Genomic DNA, 14,721 nt, shown 5'->3' with positions numbered 1-14,721 from the left:
CAGTCAAGAAGTCGGCTCACACCCCGCCCAAGTGCCTCCCCGCGAACTCCATCTCCAGTCTCAGCTGCTTGATCCGCTCGTCCACCACCAGTGAGCCGTGCCCGGCGTCGTAGCGGTACACCTCGTGGACCGCGCCGCGGGCCTCCAGGCGCTTGACGTAGTTGTCGATCTGGCGGATCGGGCAGCGGGGGTCGTTGACGCCGGCGGAGATGTAGACCGGGGCCTTGACCTGGTCGACGTAGGTCAGCGGGGAGGACGCCTCGAAGCGCTCCGGGACCTCCTCGGGGGTGCCGCCCAGCAGGGTGCGGTCCATGGCTTTCAGGGACTCCATCTCGTCGTGGTACGCGGTGACGTAGTCCGCGACCGGCACGACCGCGATGCCCACCGCCCACGCCTGAGGCTGGGTGCCGACGCCGAGGAGGGTGAGGTAGCCGCCCCAGGAGCCGCCGGTGAGGACCATGCGCTCGGGGTCGGCGAGGCCGGAGCCGATCGCCCACTCGCGGACGGCGGCCACGTCCTCCAGCTCGATCAGGCCGACCCGGTGCTTCAGGGCGTCCGTCCAGGCGCGGCCGTATCCCGTGGAGCCGCGGTAGTTGATGCGGATCACCGCGTAGCCCCGGTCCACCCAGGCGGCCGGGCCGGCGGCGAAGGAGTCGCTGTCGTGCCAGGTCGGGCCGCCGTGCAGGTCGACGACCGTGGGGAGGGGGCCGGTGGCACCGGCGGGCTTCTGGATCAGGGCGTGGATGCGGCCGCCGGGGCCCTCCACCCACGCGTCCTCGACCGGCACGGACGGCGGGCACTTCATGCCGGGCGGGTCCAGGACGACCTCGCCGGTGGTGGAGCGGACCGCGGGCGGCTCGGCGGCCGACGACCACAGGTACTCCACGCTGCCGTCGGGGCGGGCGGTCGCCCCGGAGACCGTGCCGGGCGGGGTGGGGATGCGGGTCAGCTCGCGCGCCGCCGGGTCGTAGCGGAACAGCTCGCTGCGGGCCTCGAAGCTGTGGGCGATGAGCAGGGCGCTGCCGTCCGGGTACCACTCGGCGGCGACGTCGCCGGGCAGGTCGAGGGCGAGGTCGCTCTCCTCGCCCGTCGCCACGTTCCACACCAGCGGTTCCCAGCGGCCCCGGCGCTGGTGGCCGATGAGGAGGCGGGTGTCGCCGTCCACGGGTGCGAAGCCGAGGATCTCCAGGCCCAGCTCCTCGCTGCCGCCCTTGGTGTCGTCCAGCTCGGCGACCGTCGTGCCGTCCGGGCGCAGCACACGGAGGGCCGCGTGCATGGCGTCGCCGTGCTCGGTGTGCTCGATCGCGATCAGGGAGCCGTCGTAGGAGAGGTCGCCGACGCCCGCCGACTCGCGGTGCCGGTAGATCTCGACCGGGTCCTCGCCCTGGCGCGCGAGGTGGATGGTCGTGCCGTCCTCGTCCGTCGAGCGGCCGACCACCGCCGTGCGCCCGTCACGGGCGAGGCCCAGGCCGGCCGGGTAGGAGGGCTCCAGGCCGGGCACGGCGGTCTCGTCCGCCCCGCCCGCGAAGGGCTGGCGGCGCCAGATGCCGAACTCGTCGCCGTCCTTGTCGTCGAACCACCAGATCCACGTGCCGTCCGGGGAGAGCACGCCGTCCGTCGTGCCGTTCGGCCGGTTCGTCGCCTGCCGTTGCTCGCCCGTCGCCCGGTCCCAGGCGTACAGCTCGTACGTGCCCGTCGCGTTCGACACGAACAGGGAGCGGTCCGGCGCGTCCTCCGCCCAGTCGGGCAGCGAGACCCGCGGCGCCCTGAAGCGCTTCTCCCAGTCCGGCATGTCCGGCGTGTCCGGCGTCCTGCTCTCACTCATGGCCCCAGTCATGCGCCCATATTGCCTGGCCCCACCCACAATGCGCTGGCAGGTGTACCCAGCCTGTGGATAACTTCCCGACCACGCCACCGCCTCCGCACCTCGCGCCCACCCACTCCGCACACACGTCCGAGCCGAACCCCCCGCCCGAGCCCCCGGAACGGCGCCGTACCGTTGAGGGCGTGTACCGGTTTCTGCTGACACCCCGCTGGTGGGGCATCAACGTCTTCGTGCTGCTCGCCATCCCGTTCTGCGTCTTCATGGGGTCGTGGCAGCTGAGCCGGTTCGAGGGGCGGGTGCAGGACCACCGCGCCGCGACCGAGCAGGCCGCCTCCGGCAGACACGAGGCGGCCCGTCCGCTGGCCGAGATGCTGCCCGTCGACAAGAGCACCTCGGGACGCCGGGCCACCGCGAGCGGCCGGTACGGCAGGCAGCTGCTCGTGCCGGGCCGGGAGCTGGACGGCAAGCAGGGCTTCTACGTATTGACGCTGCTGCGCACCGACTCCGGCAGGGCGCTGCCCGTGGTGCGGGGCTGGCTGCCCGGCAAGGCGGATCCGGCGAAGGCCCCCGCCGCGCCGGCCGGCGAGGTCACCGTCACCGGCGCGCTGCAGGCCTCCGAGACCCCGGGGGACAACGGGGTCGGTGCCCAGGGCGGGCTGCCCGCCGGGCAGACGGCGGCGATCAGCGCGGCCTCGCTGGTGAACCTGGTGCCGGACAAGGTCTACGACGCGTGGGTCACGCTCGACAAGGCCGACGCGGGGATGAAGGCCGTGCCCGCGACCGCGCCGGCCGGCACCGGTCTCGACCTGAAGGCGTTCCAGAACCTCGGCTACACCGGGGAGTGGTTCGTCTTCGCGGGCTTCGTGGTCTTCATGTGGTTCCGGCTGCTGCGCCGCGAGGTGGAGTTCCAGCGGGACGCGGCGCTCGGCCTGGTGCCGCAGGAGCAGGAGGAGCAGGACGGGCAGGAGGGGCAGGAGGACACCTCCGCCCCGGCCGCCACGGTCTGACCACGGCCTCGGACCACGCGGCTCCTGACCACGCAGCTCCTGACTACGCCCCCGCGAGCACCTCGGTGTAGTACACCGTCCCGGCGCACGCGTTCGGCACGGTCGCCGAGATGGTGGGCGAGCCCACCTGCGCGGTGTGGGTGACCAGGACGCTGCCGTCGGCCGTCGCGCCGTCCTCGGTGACGAGCTGGGTGGTGGTGCCGGAGGACGTGGTGCCGGTGTCCGTGCTCCCGGTGGCGCCGGCGTCCTGGCTGGGCGTCGGGTCGGGCGAGGGGCCGCCGGTGTCCGAGCCGCCGGTGGTGGGGGTGCCACCGGTGGCGGGGCAGGTCTCGGAGGGCACGAAGGCGAACTTCTCCTCGTAGGCCGCACCCGGCTGCAGGACAAGACCCGCGACCTCCAGGGAGGGGTCGGGCAGGGAGGCCGCCGCGTCCCCGGCCACATGCCGGGCGCTGAGGACCTTGGCGGGATCCGCGGCCCCCTGCGCCGAGGCGCCGATCGTGCCGGGGCCGCCGACGACACAGCCGGCGGTGGAGATGTTGGTGACGCGGAAGGTGCCGTAGACGACACCCGCGGAGTCGGGGGCGTTGACGGTCTGGGTGGCGGAGCCGAGCTGGGCCGCCGTGCACACCGGGGTGCCCGCGGCGACGGTGGCGGACGGGTTGGCGCCGGTGGTCGAGCCGGTGCCGTTGCCGCCGGTCTTGCCCGGCTCACCGCCCTTGGTGCCGTCCTTGCCGTGCCCGGGGGTCTTGCCGTGGGAGCCGCCGACGCTGCTGGAGCCGCCGTCCGGGTCCTTGCCCTGGGTGGCGCCGCCCTGGGCCTGGGAGGACTGCCCGGCCATGGCGGTGTTGGTGTCGGTGCCCGCGGAGTTCGAGACGTGGATCAGCGCGGGGACCGCTGTGCCCACGAACAGCGCGGCGGCCGCCATGCCGACGGCGGCCTGGCGCTTGCGGGCCCGTCGGGCGGGCACCGCCTTGCGCAGATGGTCCAGCGTGCCGGTGCGCGGTTCCAGGTCGTCGACCGCGGAGTGCAGCAGCCGGCGCAGGTCCAGCTCGTCCGAGCCGAGCCCGTCCGGGCCCGGGCCAAGCCCCTCGGGGCCCTTTTCTTCGGGGCCGTGGTTCACAGTTCCGTTCCCAGCGTGCGATTGCGTGTGCTCTTGCTCGTGGTGCTTCGTCGGGTCGAGCCAGGCGTAGGGCTCATGGCGTCCCTCACAGTGGCCTTCACCGGAAGGACCTTCATGGGAATCGCCCCCTTCGGCGTGCTCGCTCATGCCGGTGTCTCCATGGCTACCCGCAGCGCGGCGATGCCCCGCGAGCCGTACGCCTTCACCGAGCCCAGCGAGATGCCGAGCGTCTCGGCGACCTGGGCCTCCGTCATATCCGCGAAGTAGCGCAGGACGAGGACCTCGCGCTGGCGGCGCTGCAGACCCTTCATCGCCTTGATGAGGTCGCGCCGCTCCAGCGAGTCGTAGGCGCCCTCCTCCGCGCTCGCCATGTCCGGCATCGGCTTGGAGAGGAGCTTCAGGCCGAGGATGCGCCGGCGCAGGGCGGAGCGGGACAGGTTGACGACCGTCTGCCGCAGGTAGGCCAGGGTCTTCTCGGGGTCGCGGACGCGCTTGCGGGCCGAGTGGACGCGGATGAAGGCCTCCTGCACGACGTCCTCGCAGGAGGCGGTGTCGTCGAGGAGGAGCGCGGCGAGGCCCAGCAGGGAGCGGTAGTGCGCCCGGTAGGTCTCGGTGAGGTGGTCGACGGTCGTGCCGGCGACCGCGGTGTCCGCGGTGGCGGTGGCGGCCGCCGTGTCGTCGGAGCCGTCACGCTGACTGGGTATGCGGGCGGGCCGCGCTGCGGGCATGGGCGCGATCACCGGCATGCCGCCGGGAATGCGCGGCCGGAGCGCCGCGCGGGGCGGCCGGAGCGCGGCGGTGCCGCGGGCCGCACTGAGTTCGAGTACCTCTGCCACGCCAGTTGGACACGTCTCCCCCCGCCAGGGTTGTACGTGCCGGGCGTCACATGTCCGACAACCGACGGTGTCCCAAGTGCCGTCATGCGTCCCGCTCTTCCCCTATGTCCCATTTGAACGGGCGTCCCCACGCCCCGATCACGGCGTCCCCACGCCAGGATCCTCACGTCTCACGCCCCGCAAAGGTGACCGCAAAGACGCTCCCCGCCCTTCGCATGGTTGCGAGGAGCGGGGAGGAAAATCCTCTGTCGCCGGGGAGCGCGGTTCAAGGTTTTTTGACCATGCTCCCGGCCACATTTCTTAACTGGATACTACAAACGTCTTATCCGCGGGCGGGTGTCTCTCCCCGGAATTCCGCGGCGACCAGCTCGGCGATCTGCGCGGTGTTGAGCGCGGCGCCCTTGCGCAGGTTGTCGCCGCAGACGAAGAGTTCGAGCGCGGTCGGGTCGTCGAGGGCCCGGCGCACCCGCCCGACCCAGGTCGGGTCGGTGCCCACCACGTCGGCGGGGGTGGGGAACTCACCGGCGGCGGGGTCGTCGTAGAGCACGACACCGGGCGCCGTGGCGAGGATCTCGCGGGCGCCGTCGACGGTCACCTCGCCCTGGAAGCGGGCGTGGACGGTGAGCGAGTGCGTGGTGATCACCGGCACCCGGACACAGGTCACGGCGACCGGCAGCTGCGGCAGTCCGAGGATCTTGCGGGACTCGTCCCGCACCTTCATCTCCTCCGACGACCAGCCGTCCTCCCTGAGCGATCCGGCCCACGGGACGACGTTCAGCGCGACCGGCTCCGGGAAGGGCCCGGTGTCGTCCCCGACGGCCCGCCGTACGTCGCCGGGCTTGGTCCCCAGCTCGGTCCCGGCGACCAGGGACAGCTGGGCCCGCAGCGTCTCGACCCCGGCCCGGCCCGCCCCGCTCACCGCCTGGTACGACGACACCACCAGCTCGCGCAGCCCGAACTCGGCGTGCAGCGCGCCCAGGGCGACGATCATCGACAGGGTCGTGCAGTTGGGGTTGGCGACGATCCCGCGCGGCCTGCTGCGCACCGCGTGCGGATTGACCTCGGGGACGACGAGGGGTACGTCCGGGTCCATCCGGAAGGCGCCCGAGTTGTCGACGACGACCGCACCGCGCGCGGCGGCGATCGGCGCCCACTCGGCGGAGACCTCGTCGGGCACGTCGAACATGGCGATGTCGACCCCGTCGAAGGCGTCCTCCGTGAGGGCCACCACCTCGACCTCCTCCCCGCGCACGGCCAGCTTGCGGCCGGCCGAGCGCCGGGAGGCGATCAGACGGATCTCGCCCCAGACGTCCGCGCGCTGGGACAGGATCTGGAGCATGACCGCGCCGACGGCTCCGGTCGCACCCACGACCGCGAGCGTCGGCTTCCCGGTCGGCGCCATTACCGGCCCGTGCCTCCGTAGACGACGGCCTCGTCGGTGTCGGAGTCGAGACCGAAGGCGGTGTGCACGGCGCACACGGCCTCCTGCACGTCGTCGGCACGGGTGACGACCGAGATACGGATCTCCGACGTCGAGATCAGCTCGATGTTCACGCCCGCGTTGCTCAGCGCCTCGAAGAAGGAGGCCGTGACGCCCGGGTTGGTCTTCATACCGGCGCCGACGAGGGAGATCTTGCCGATCTGGTCGTCGTAGCGCAGCGAGTCGAAGCCGATGCCCGCGCGGTTCTTCTCCAGCGCATCGATGGCCTTGCGGCCCTCGGTCTTCGGCAGCGTGAAGGAGATGTCGGTCAGGCCCGTGGAGGCCGCCGACACGTTCTGCACGACCATGTCGATGTTGATCTCGGCATCGGCGATGGTCCGGAAGATCGCGGCAGCCTCACCCGGCTTGTCCGGCACGCCGACGACCGTGATCTTGGCCTCGGAGGTGTCGTGCGCGACACCGGAGATGATGGCCTGCTCCACCTTCTTGTCCCCAATCGGCTCACTGCTGACCCACGTGCCCTGCAGCCCGCTGAAGCTGGACCGGACATGGATCGGGATGTTGTATCGGCGGGCGTACTCCACACAGCGGTGGAGCAGCACCTTGGAGCCGGAGGCGGCGAGCTCCAGCATGTCCTCGAAGGAGATCCATTCGATCTTCTTCGCCTTCTTCACCACACGCGGGTCGGCGGTGAACACGCCGTCGACGTCGGTGTAGATCTCGCAGACCTCGGCGTCGAGCGCGGCGGCCAGCGCCACGGCCGTGGTGTCGGACCCACCGCGACCCAGCGTGGTGATGTCCTTCTTGTCCTGGCTGACGCCCTGGAACCCGGCGACGATCGCGATGTTGCCCTTGTTCAGGGAGTCCCGGATACGGCCGGGCGTGACGTCGATGATCCGGGCTTTGTTGTGGACCGAGTCGGTGATGACGCCTGCCTGGCTGCCGGTGAACGACTGGGCCTCGTGGCCCAGGTTTTTGATCGCCATCGCCAGCAGAGCCATGGAGATCCGCTCTCCGGCGGTCAGCAGCATGTCGAATTCGCGCCCGGCAGGCATCGGAGAAACCTGCCCGGCGAGATCGATCAGCTCGTCCGTCGTGTCGCCCATCGCGGAAACGACGACAACCACCTGGTTGCCGTTCTTCTTCGCTTCCACGATCCGCTTGGCGACGCGCTTGATGCCTTCGGCATCGGCTACGGAGGAGCCTCCGTACTTCTGCACGACAAGGCCCACGTGCGCTCCTCGCTCGGTTCGTTTGTGTCGGCTCAGTCTAACGAGCGTCCGAAATCCACCGTCCTGCTCCCGCATGGTGAGACGTCGGGAGGCGTGGGGGTCGACGCGCTCGCGACCGGGAACCTGCCCAGCACACGGCACACCACGCGAAACGTGCCCCGGGTCACAGTGGCCACTGTGAATTAAGTTTCAAGCAAAGCCGGTGAAGTGGGCCGGAGGGTGGTCGATCGGGAGGTCGGGGCGCCAGGCGGTGAGGATCTGGGCGCTGCATTCGAAGAGGCCCGGTGGCAGCGCGTCCAGGGGCCACCAGCGCCAGTCGCCGACGCTCTCGTTCGGCTGGTCGGCCGGTTCGCCGCGCCAAGCGGTGACGATCGCGCCGACGGTGATCCGGACGACCCCGCCGACCTGGTCGACGAGCGTTCCCAGAAGGCGGACGTCGGTCGGGCCGGCGTGCAGACCGGTCTCCTCGGCGAGTTCGCGGACCACCGTCTCCTGCAGCGACTCGCCCGGCTCCACGGTCCCGCCGGGCAGCTCGAACGTCCCGCGCCGGTGTCGGCCCAGCAGCACGCCACGGGGTCCGAGCAGCACGGCGCCGACACCGACCGCCGCATGGGCGACGGGCGGCTCGACGGTACGCGGGCGGGAGGTGACACGGGCGGGCCGACGGACCTGGAAGAGCCGGTAGGAAGCGTGGTTGCCCTCTTCCGGCGCGTCGAGGACGGTGACGTCCTCCACGCGCAGCCCATGCTGCACGAGCAGGTCCTCCCAAAGTTCCGGGGTGAGCACCCACATCTGGCCGGTCAGCTCTCCGCCGCCGGCCAGCCGCAGGATCTCGGGGCGGGGAGCGACGGCCGAATCAGGGCCGTCTCCTTGGGAGTTGGTGTGCAGCACGGTGAAGCACAGCCGGCCGGCCGGTTTGAGGGCCGGGGCCAGGGCGGGGAGCAGCCGGTGGGGGTCGAGGAAGTGGAGCGCGCTGAGGGAGTAGATGACGTCGTACGACGCCGCCGTGCGCAGGTGCTCGACGGCGTCCGCGTGGACCAGTCGGAGTCCGGGCAGATCCGGGTAGCGGGTGCGGGCTCGCTCGATCTGGCTGCGCGAGGCGTCGACCGCGTCCAGCACCGCCCCGTACGTGCGCACGAGATGTGCGGCATGCCGAGCCGTCCCGCAGCCGAGGTCCAGCACACGCCGCCCCGTCAGCTCCCCGAGCGCCTCGTCTCCCGGCCCGGTTCCCCCGGGCCCCCAGGCGATCCGGTCCACGTCGGGCAGGGGCGTACCGCGCCGGATGTGATGGATCCCGTAGGAGTGCCATGTCTCGGCGTTGATCTCCTCGGCACCACGCATCAGTCGACGTACTCCTTCAGCGGCTCGGTGTCCAACGTGGTGCAGATGCCCGAGGCTCAAGCCCCGGGCTGAACTGCGGAGATGAACGCCGCCCAGGCGGGTGCGGCAACGCGGAGTTCGGGGCCTGCGGAGACCTTGGAGTCGCGGACGTGGACGGCGGCGGAGAGAGCTACTTCGACGCAGTTGCCGCCCTCGTCGTCGCTGTAGCTCGACTTGAACCAGTCCAGCGCGACCTCCACGCAGGCACCGCCCTCGTCGTCGCTGTAGCTCGACTTGAACCACTTCAACCGGTCACTCACGACTGCCCACCATCCGCTCGATAAACCGGGCCGACTCTTCGGGCCCCAGAGCCTGCGTGCGGATCATGCTAAGCCGCTCGGTGACCCGGCTGACAACCCCTGGATCGGCCGAAAGCTCGCTGGCGAACTGGCCCTCCATGAAGGCGAACCGCTCGTGGTCACGGGTCTCCAACAGGACCATGGACCCCAGGAGCGCGGCAGGGATGGCCCGTTCGAAAGGAAGCACCTGAAGCACGACGTTCCGCAGCGCCGCCGCCTCCAGCAGCCGGTGCAGTTGCTCGGCGTCCACCTGCGGGGCGCGCAACACCGCCTCGTACAGCACGAAGCTCAGCCCCACCGGCGGTTTCCGTGCGGTGAGGATGGACTGCCGCTCCATGCGGGCCGTGACACGCTCCTCCACCGTCTCCTCGTCCAGCGGCGGGATGCGGTTGTCGATGAGGGCGCGGGCGTATCCCCTCGTCTGCAACAGCCCCGGCACAAGCGAGTTTTCGTACGTCCAGAGACTCGTAGCCTCCTTCTCCCGCTCCATGAAGTCCTGCGCCCGCGCAGGGAACCGCTCCCGGTTCAGGAACTCCTTCGCCGCGCTCAGCATCCCCTGCGCACCGCACAGGTCGTCCGCCACGTCCAGTACGCGCGATGTCGGTCTGCGCACCCCGCGCTCCATCGACTCGATGGTGGCCGGGGAGTAGTTGGCGGCGGAGGCCAGCTTCTCCCGGCTGACGTCCGCCTTCGTGCGCCAGCGCTTCATTTGGTCACCGCTGTAGCGCCATGCCACTGGCGGCTGGGAGTTGTTCTGGCCCGACATCGCGCCCACCTCCGGTCGATACACCACAGCGAGTACCACCTCAGCCGCTACCGAGCGTAGCCCTGCCGACGCCATCGTGTGACCATGACGAACGCAATTCACCGCCTCGGCTGGATCACCGACTCCGGCCACCAACTCCACCTCATCGGCGTCCACTTCGACGCCGTACACGCGGCCCCGAGCGCCTCCGCGTACGCGCGCATCGTCTCCAAGTTGTGGATCTCCCCCCGCTCGATCTGAGACACGCGGGCGTGGGAGATCCCCATCGACTCGGCCACCTGAGCCGGCGGCCCGGTACTCGTCGTAGCGGGCCTCGGCAAGGGGGATCGACTCGCGGTACCAGTCCCGCCGGCTCTTCAGCTCAACGAGTGAAACGAGCCCGTCCAGTGGGCGTCGCGAAACTCGCCCCTACTTCTGCTTCTGCCTCGCCGGCCGCATCCCCAGCGGTCCGCCGATCTCCTGTGCCATGACCCGGCCCGCCTCGAACTCCAGGGTCTCGTCGCCCATGGTGGCCTGGTCGGTGTCGAGGCCGTCCAGCTCCTCCAGGGGCTGGTTGAGGCGGACGTGGATGAGGATCGACTGGAGGGCGCGCAGGACGGCGGAGGCCGTGGGGCCCCAGTTGGAGAAGTAGGAGAACTGCCACCACCACAGGGCCTCCGTGGTGCGGCCCGCGCGGTAGTGGGCCATGCCGTGGCGGAGGTCGGTGATCATGTCGGCGAGGTCGTCGGAGATACGAGCCGGGACCGGCGCCTTGCGGGGCTCGTAGGGGTCGAAGACCTCGGAGTAGACGTCGATGGGGTCGAGGAGCCGGGCCAGGTTCTCACGGAGCCCGTCCACGTCCGCCTCGGGGCCGAGGTCGGGCTCGTAGCGCTCGTCGGGGACGATGTCCTCGTGCGCGCCGAGGCGACCGCCGGCCAGGAGGAGCTGGGAGACCTCCAGAAGCAGGAAGGGGACGGCCGAGTCGGGTTCGTCGCCCTTCGCCACCTCTGTGACGGCCACCAGGAAACTCTCGACCTGGTCCGCGATCTGGACCGCGAAGTCGTCCGGGTTGTGACCGGTCGCGTGCAGCGTGGCGTCAGACATCTAGGAGTCGTCTCCCCTCGAAGGCGCGGCCGAGGGTGACCTCGTCCGCGTATTCCAGGTCGCCACCCACCGGGAGGCCGCTGGCCAGGCGGGTGACCTTGAGGCCCATGGGCTTGATCATGCGGGCGAGGTACGTGGCCGTGGCCTCGCCTTCCAGATTCGGGTCCGTGGCCAGGATCAACTCCGTGACCGTCCCGTCGGCCAACCGTGCGAGAAGTTCTCGTATACGCAGGTCGTCGGGGCCGACGCCCTCGATCGGGCTGATCGCGCCGCCGAGCACGTGGTAACGGCCGCGGAACTCGCGGGTGCGCTCGATGGCGACGACGTCCTTGGGCTCCTCCACGACACAGATGACCGAGGCGTCGCGGCGAGGATCGCGGCAGATGTTGCACAGCTCCTCCTGTGCCACGTTGCCGCAGGTCGCGCAGAAGCGGACCTTCGCCTTCACCTCGAGGAGGGCCTGGGCGAGCCGGCGGACGTCCGTCGGCTCCGCCTGCAGGATGTGGAAGGCGATCCGCTGCGCGCTCTTGGGACCGACGCCGGGCAGCCGCCCCAGCTCGTCGATGAGGTCCTGAACCACGCCTTCGTACAACGGACTGCCCTTCCTGGAGTCTTTCAGTACGTACGGTAGTTGGCCACGGCCCGTCTTAGAAAGGCAGGCCGGGGATGCCGCTGCCGCCGCCCAGGCCCTGCGCCAGGGGGCCCAGCTTCTGCTGCTGGAGCGTCTGCGCGTTCTCGTTGGCCGCCTGGACGGCCGCCACGATGAGGTCGGCGAGGGTCTCGGTGTCCTCCGGGTCCACGGCCTTCGGGTCGATCTTCAGGGCGCGCAGCTCGCCGGAACCGGTGACGGTGGCCCGTACCAGTCCGCCGCCCGCCTGCCCGTCGACCTCCGTGTTCGCCAGTTCCTCCTGCGCCCGCTGCAGGTCCTGCTGCATCTTCTGGGCCTGCTGGAGCAACTGCTGCATGTTGGGCTGGCCACCACCGGGGATCACGATCAGCTCCTGGTTCCTCGTCTTCGCCTGCGGCGTCGATTCTGTCGATTCTCCGTTGTGCACGAGCCTACGTGGTCTACGCGACCATCGCCCCGCCACTCTTTCGAGTGATAGCAGTGGCAGACGTATACCTGATCAAGGCCCTCTTCCGGGCGGAAAAGAGGGGAAAGCTACGTTCCCGCCACCCATTGGGCGGTAGGAAGAGTGGCGCGCGTCGGCATGCAATGTCACGCAGTGTGACGGGCCGTGTTCAGTGTCGTGTTGTCGTGTTCAGTAGGGAGTGCCGGGTGGCTCAGCCGGAGATGCAGCCCGAGGGTCCGCCTCAGGACGGGTGGGGCGAGGGTGCGGCCGGGCTGCGGCCGGGCGATCTGACCGGGCGGTCGTTCCCGCTCGGGGACTGGGGGGAGCCCGCCGAGCGGCTCGACGAGCTGTACCGGTGGGTGGAGCGAGGGGCACTGCAGACGGCGTCCTGGTATCTCGCGGACCGGGTGTGGAAGCGGCGCGGGGCGCGGGCGCTGCGGGCCGGGGCGGCGGCGGGGGCGGTGTGCGGGGCCGCGCTGCCGTTGCTGGACCTGACCGGGGTGGTCGGCGGGGTGGCGCCCTGGGGGTATCTGGCGCTGATGCTCGCGGTGGCGTGTGTCGCGGTCGACCGGTTCTTCGGGGTCACGTCCGGCTGGATAAGGGACGTGGCGACCGCGCAGGCTGTGCAGCGGCGGTTGCAGGCGTTGCAGTTCGACTGGGCGTCGGAGAGCGTGCGGGAGGTTCTGGGACCGGCCGAGGGGACGGCCGGCGAGGCGGCCGAGCGGTGCCTGGGGGTGCTGCGGCGGTTCTCCGAGGACGTGATGGAGCTGGTGCGCACGGAGACGGCCGACTGGATGGTGGAGTTCCGCACGGGTTCGGCACCGCTGGGCATCCAGGCGGCGGTGGCGTCCGGGGCGCGGGTGGATTCGGGCAGCCCTGTGGGACGGTTTCCGCTGCCACCGGCGAACGGCACCCGCCCGAACATGCCCCGCCAGCGACCGCCTGAGCCTCGATAGACACCTGGTGCGTCAGACACCTGGTGCGTCAACCGGCTACGCGCACAGTTTCATGCCCTCTGGGGTCCAGCACGGGACGTGGCCGTGCGTGCGGACGATGTTCTGGCCGTTTCCTCTGGACAGGTACGTCAGGAAGCTCGACGCCAGCGAGTCCGCGGGCGGCCGGCCGTAGGTGTAGGCGTACTCGATCTCTCGGTACGGGTAGGGGCTGTGGCCGTGTTCGATGGCGTCCACCGAGGGGGCGTTGCCGTCCAGGAAGAGGACGTGGAGGCTGTTCGCCCGGCCGGCCAGGTTGAGTTCGCTGTAGCCGATCGCGCCGGGAAGCCTGGCCACCTGGGTCAGCACCTGGTCAGTGGAGTCGAGTTCGCACCGCGTCACCGGGGCCGTCGGATAGTCCTTGTTGACGCAGTCGACGGAGGAGTTCGCCATCTCGCCCCGCCCCAGCACACGCCGCTGGAAGACCTGCCGGGTACCGGAGTTGGCGTCCCGGCTGACCAGGTGCACGGGCAGCGAACGCCCGCCCAGCTGCCGCCAGTTGGTGATCTCGCCCTGGTAGAGGCGCCGTACGTCCGCCGTGGAGAGGTTCGTCAGACCCACGTCGTCGTTCACGACCAGTGCGAAGACCGACAGCGCGACGCGGTTCTCGCGCAGCTCCGGCATGTCGGCGGGTTTGGGCCCGTCGGACAGGGCGATCAACGGCGGTGAGCCGTGCCCCTTGGCCTGGGTGCCGGCTGTGGCCAACTCCCTTGTCCCCGCGGTCGATCCATGCGGATCCACCGTGACCGTCGCCCCCGCACAGTCCTCCTCGTACTTCTTCGCCACCTCCCGCATCACCGGCTCGAACGCGGTCGACCCCGTGAGGGTCAGCGTCCCCTTCTCGCAGCCGATCGGCGGTGGCGCGTCGTCGCGCGCCACGACGATCGCCGCCAGGGTCACCACGCACACCGTGAGCATGATGGTGATCATCCGGGAGGCCCGGCTGAACAGCGGCGGCTTGTCGTCGGGCGTGGCGCTGCGGTTGGGATGGACCTCGCCCTCCCTGATCCCGCCGACGATCCGGATCTCCCGGCCGACATCCCCGCCGGACAGCAGCACGAGCAGCTTGAAGTGGTCACCCCGGTTCAGCGGGACGCGCGGGATGCGCAGGGTGTTGCCCTCGTACCCGAAGCCGCGCTCGGCGGTGAAGTGGTCCATCAGGTGGTCGGTGTCGGTCGGCTGGGTGACCGAGACACCGCGCACCGTACGGTCCGTGAACACCGCGGTCAGCCCATGGCGCTCGGGGCTGGTGTAGTCGTCGCGGTCGATGCCCTGCGAGCCGTCGTTCTCGATGCGGAGCAGCACGAGGGTGGCGTCGCTCATGTCCGGCGCCCCGTCGAAGAGGAAGAGGCCGAGCCGGCGGTTGGCCCGGCCCGAACGGACGTCGTCGCCGATGATGGGGTTGTCCATCTGCACGCGGTAGCCGACACGCTTGCGGCGCGGCACCCGGCGCTCGTACCAGACCATGCCCGCGGACGCGACGATGCCCAGCACCGCCGTGCCGATGGCGACGACGTTCTCCGCGCTCAGCCACTCCATGTGGGTGCCCCCGCCACTCCCCGGAGTCGGATGGTGAGGTCACGGTACGCGCAAGGAAGGGGACGAACCGGACGCGTGGGCCGAAGTTCGCCCAGCGTTCAACAGCCGTGACAGGAAGGCGGGTTCAC

General features: G+C 70.6%; 15 protein-coding genes. 2 read left to right on the top strand and 13 right to left on the bottom strand.

Annotated features, from left to right (window positions below; all coding sequences use genetic code 11):
- Positions 1-16: 16 nt before the first annotated feature.
- Positions 17-1,825, bottom strand: coding sequence for a prolyl oligopeptidase family serine peptidase (locus ACFYZZ_RS43380; protein WP_389189010.1), 1,809 nt, complete (start codon positions 1,823-1,825; stop codon positions 17-19).
- A gap of 182 nt (positions 1,826-2,007) precedes the next feature.
- Between ACFYZZ_RS43380 and ACFYZZ_RS43375 the strand changes: the two genes are divergently transcribed.
- A complete protein-coding gene (locus ACFYZZ_RS43375; RefSeq protein ID WP_389189007.1) occupies positions 2,008-2,832 on the top strand; it encodes an SURF1 family protein in 825 nt (274 codons plus the stop codon).
- A gap of 43 nt (positions 2,833-2,875) precedes the next feature.
- Here ACFYZZ_RS43375 and ACFYZZ_RS43370 read toward each other — a convergent pair whose 3' ends face one another.
- The 11 genes from ACFYZZ_RS43370 to ACFYZZ_RS43320 all read right to left on the bottom strand — a co-directional run bounded on the left by ACFYZZ_RS43370 (position 2,876) and on the right by ACFYZZ_RS43320 (position 11,981).
- Entirely contained in the window at positions 2,876-3,952 is a 1,077-nt protein-coding gene (locus ACFYZZ_RS43370; protein ID WP_389189004.1) for a hypothetical protein, read from the bottom strand.
- A 143-nt stretch (positions 3,953-4,095) separates the two neighbouring features.
- Positions 4,096-4,788 carry a SigE family RNA polymerase sigma factor gene (locus ACFYZZ_RS43365; protein ID WP_389189001.1) on the bottom strand — a complete coding sequence of 231 codons (693 nt, stop codon included), beginning with the start codon at positions 4,786-4,788 and terminating at the stop codon, positions 4,096-4,098.
- A gap of 322 nt (positions 4,789-5,110) precedes the next feature.
- Entirely contained in the window at positions 5,111-6,190 is a 1,080-nt protein-coding gene (locus ACFYZZ_RS43360; RefSeq protein ID WP_389188998.1) for an aspartate-semialdehyde dehydrogenase, read from the bottom strand.
- On the bottom strand, positions 6,190-7,461 hold the full coding sequence (locus tag ACFYZZ_RS43355; RefSeq protein ID WP_389188995.1) for an aspartate kinase: 1,272 nt from the start codon (positions 7,459-7,461) through the stop codon (positions 6,190-6,192). Before ACFYZZ_RS43355 ends, ACFYZZ_RS43360 begins: the two co-directional genes overlap by 1 nt.
- A 189-nt stretch (positions 7,462-7,650) precedes the next feature.
- Complete coding sequence (locus ACFYZZ_RS43350; RefSeq protein ID WP_389188992.1) at positions 7,651-8,802, bottom strand: NUDIX domain-containing protein; 1,152 nt, start codon at positions 8,800-8,802, stop codon at positions 7,651-7,653.
- Between the two features lie 56 nt (positions 8,803-8,858).
- Positions 8,859-9,101, bottom strand: coding sequence for a DUF397 domain-containing protein (locus ACFYZZ_RS43345; protein ID WP_389188989.1), 243 nt, complete (start codon positions 9,099-9,101; stop codon positions 8,859-8,861).
- Entirely contained in the window at positions 9,094-9,906 is an 813-nt protein-coding gene (locus tag ACFYZZ_RS43340; protein ID WP_389188987.1) for a helix-turn-helix domain-containing protein, read from the bottom strand. The genes ACFYZZ_RS43345 and ACFYZZ_RS43340 overlap by 8 nt, the downstream gene beginning before the upstream one ends.
- 98 nt (positions 9,907-10,004) lie before the next feature.
- Entirely contained in the window at positions 10,005-10,172 is a 168-nt protein-coding gene (locus ACFYZZ_RS43335; RefSeq protein WP_389188984.1) for a hypothetical protein, read from the bottom strand.
- 142 nt (positions 10,173-10,314) lie between these two features.
- Positions 10,315-10,989, bottom strand: coding sequence for a DUF5063 domain-containing protein (locus tag ACFYZZ_RS43330; protein WP_389188981.1), 675 nt, complete (start codon positions 10,987-10,989; stop codon positions 10,315-10,317).
- On the bottom strand, positions 10,982-11,581 hold the full coding sequence (recR, locus tag ACFYZZ_RS43325; RefSeq protein ID WP_386573066.1) for a recombination mediator RecR: 600 nt from the start codon (positions 11,579-11,581) through the stop codon (positions 10,982-10,984). The genes ACFYZZ_RS43330 and recR overlap by 8 nt, the downstream gene beginning before the upstream one ends.
- 55 nt (positions 11,582-11,636) lie before the next feature.
- The gene (locus tag ACFYZZ_RS43320) at positions 11,637-11,981 is read right to left on the bottom strand and encodes a YbaB/EbfC family nucleoid-associated protein (RefSeq protein ID WP_359070508.1); all 345 of its coding nucleotides are present in this window, start codon (positions 11,979-11,981) and stop codon (positions 11,637-11,639) included.
- A gap of 287 nt (positions 11,982-12,268) precedes the next feature.
- On the opposite strand from ACFYZZ_RS43320, the gene ACFYZZ_RS43315 reads away from it, so the two are divergent.
- Positions 12,269-13,018 carry an SLATT domain-containing protein gene (locus ACFYZZ_RS43315; protein ID WP_386573065.1) on the top strand — a complete coding sequence of 250 codons (750 nt, stop codon included), beginning with the start codon at positions 12,269-12,271 and terminating at the stop codon, positions 13,016-13,018.
- A gap of 36 nt (positions 13,019-13,054) precedes the next feature.
- On the opposite strand, the gene ACFYZZ_RS43310 is transcribed toward ACFYZZ_RS43315, so the two are convergent.
- The gene (locus ACFYZZ_RS43310) at positions 13,055-14,593 is read right to left on the bottom strand and encodes a substrate-binding domain-containing protein (protein ID WP_389188976.1); all 1,539 of its coding nucleotides are present in this window, start codon (positions 14,591-14,593) and stop codon (positions 13,055-13,057) included.
- Positions 14,594-14,721: the final 128 nt, after the last annotated feature.

Origin of the sequence: Streptomyces sp. NPDC001816, from assembly GCF_042892235.1 — a bacterium.
GTDB lineage: Bacteria > Actinomycetota > Actinomycetes > Streptomycetales > Streptomycetaceae > Streptomyces.
Note: the sequence above shows the minus strand (reverse complement) of the source record. Positions and strands in the feature narration are given on the sequence as shown.